Genomic DNA, 1,882 nt, shown 5'->3' with positions numbered 1-1,882 from the left:
GAAAGGGGTGAGCGGTTGATTCGTTGACAGGGACGCGGTGCCTCAGCCTGGCCCGGACACGGGAGGTGCCTGCAGTGCCGTCTGCGCGACCGCCAGTGCCTTCTTTTTCTGGGCCACCAGCAACAAGGGCTTGCCCTCGCGCGAGCGGATCACCTTCCAGTGCACGTTGCTCCACCAGCCGCTGGCCTCGCGCAGGTCCACAGGCTGGTCAAAGGCATACACCGTCACCATGCCGCCCTTCTCGAAGAACGTGGTGAGGTGGTAAGCGAGGTGACCTTCGATATCGCATGGCCGCATGAGTTGGGGAAACCCGGGCACCACGTTGGCGTCCCGCATGCCCAGGTGCATGAGCAACTGGCGCTGCTCCATGAAACTGCCCCGCAAGCTGCGCTCGTGGTATTCGTGGTCGATCGCGTCGCGCACCATCGCTGGCGGTCGCACGGCGAGCACCCCGCCGCTGGTGCCACCGGCCAGCAAAAGCGCCGCCAGAAAACGCTGCAAGCCGCGTCGCGCCAGCAGCGGCTGCGGCTTTCGGTACAGGTGTGCCGGTGCGTCGCTGGCCTCGAAGGCGATCGCCAACTCGGCGCGCGCGCGCAAATCGAATTCGCTGTCGGGCAGGAAAGGCGCGTCGGTATCGGGGCTCATGTCTTGGTCCTGCGAAACGGGGTAACGTTGACATCGGCCTTGGGTGTCGCAGGTACCCCCATGGCCAGCTTCAAAGCGTCGCGCGCACGGGCTAGGCGCGACAACACCGTGCCGGGCGCGATCTCCAGCGCCTCGGCCATCTGGGCGGTGGGCATGTCGTCGAAATAAAACAGCACCAGCACCTCGCGGTGGATGGGCGCCAGGCGCGCGAGCGCCTTGACGACATCGAGTTTGTCGTCCAGCCCCGCGTCGGGCGCCGCTTGCTCGGGCTGCTCTTCATCGTCCAGCGACTGCATGCTGGGTGCGGCCTGGCGAAAGGCGGCGCGGCGCATGATCTGAAAGAGCCAAGCCCGTGCCAGCGCAGCGTCGCGCAGTTGCTCCCGGTGCTTCCAGGCGTTGGCAAAACAGTCTTGCACCACGTCTTCGGCAATGGCGCGCGAACCAGTGAGCGCCCACGCACTGCGCAGCAAAAAACGGTAGTGCTCACGCACCCATTGGTTATAGCGGGACTCGGCAGACTGGAACAGCATGGTGATCAAGAGCGCTGCGTGGCTTGGTTCATTCCGTGGCGCTCATCGGTACTTTCCCTAGGGCTGTCGATCAAGGCCCCCGCGTCCCACCCAGCGACGGAAATTCCGCTTCCGCACCTTTGGCTGTGCGCTGCTGCAGGGTGTGCAGTCGGCGTTGCATGCTCTGGATCTCCACCGTCTGCCCGGCAATGATTTCCTCGGCCAACTGCCGGGTGACAGGATCGCGCCCATGCTGCAACACCAGCCGCGCCATGTCCACAGCGCCGGCGTGGTGCGGAATCATCATCGCCAGAAAGTCCTGGTCGGCCTGGCCTGCGTAGCCCGGGCTGTGCATGGCCTGCATCATGCGGGCCATCGATTCGTCCATATCCCGCTGGAATGCGCTGGTGTGCGCGGCGCTGGCGCCGTGGCTGGTGTGCGCGCCGCTCATGCCGTCTGGCCCTTCTCGCCCACACGCACGTAGACGAGGTTGATGCTCTTTTTGTTGCGCAGCGCGCCAGAGGGCAGCGTCAGATTGCCCAGGGGGATCTGCGCAATGAAGGTCGGGCGCAGCGGGTCGCTCACATCAAATGCACTGCACACGGTCTGGCCCGCGTTGGGCGTGCCGGGCAGCTCGTCCTGTTCGTGGGCCACATACAGCAGCGTGTTCTCGGGGTTGGTCCACAACCCGTGCGACTCGCGGCCACGGCTGGAGAAGGTGCCCACCA

The 1,882-nt window shown here is 65.4% G+C and carries 3 protein-coding genes and 1 pseudogene; all 4 read right to left on the bottom strand.

The window, feature by feature from the left end:
• Window positions 1–42: 42 nt before the first annotated feature.
• Window positions 43–645, bottom strand: coding sequence for a hypothetical protein (locus DBR23_RS15460; protein WP_008904212.1), 603 nt, complete (start codon window positions 643–645; stop codon window positions 43–45).
• Complete coding sequence (locus DBR23_RS15455) at window positions 642–1,175, bottom strand: RNA polymerase sigma factor (protein WP_050813810.1); 534 nt, start codon at window positions 1,173–1,175, stop codon at window positions 642–644. The genes DBR23_RS15460 and DBR23_RS15455 overlap by 4 nt, the downstream gene beginning before the upstream one ends.
• Window positions 1,176–1,245: 70 nt before the next feature.
• The gene (locus DBR23_RS15450) at window positions 1,246–1,605 is read right to left on the bottom strand and encodes a DUF305 domain-containing protein (protein WP_008904210.1); all 360 of its coding nucleotides are present in this window, start codon (window positions 1,603–1,605) and stop codon (window positions 1,246–1,248) included.
• Window positions 1,602–1,882: pseudogene (locus tag DBR23_RS15445) on the bottom strand (YncE family protein); the annotation flags it as partial. The pseudogene DBR23_RS15445 and the gene DBR23_RS15450, both read right to left, overlap by 4 nt.

The sequence above is a fragment of the Acidovorax sp. HMWF018 genome (assembly GCF_003061035.1).
GTDB classification, from domain to species: Bacteria; Pseudomonadota; Gammaproteobacteria; order Burkholderiales; family Burkholderiaceae_C; genus Acidovorax; species Acidovorax delafieldii.
Note: the sequence above shows the minus strand (reverse complement) of the source record. Positions and strands in the feature narration are given on the sequence as shown.

What these genes read in the sequence shown, in the direction of transcription:
- DBR23_RS15460 (WP_008904212.1), bottom strand. Translation starts at nt 645, where the DNA reads ATGAGCCCCGATACCGACGCGCCTTTCCTGCCCGACAGCGAATTCGAT.
- DBR23_RS15455 (WP_050813810.1), bottom strand. Translation starts at nt 1,175, where the DNA reads ATGCTGTTCCAGTCTGCCGAGTCCCGCTATAACCAATGGGTGCGTGAG.
- DBR23_RS15450 (WP_008904210.1), bottom strand. Translation starts at nt 1,605, where the DNA reads ATGAGCGGCGCGCACACCAGCCACGGCGCCAGCGCCGCGCACACCAGC.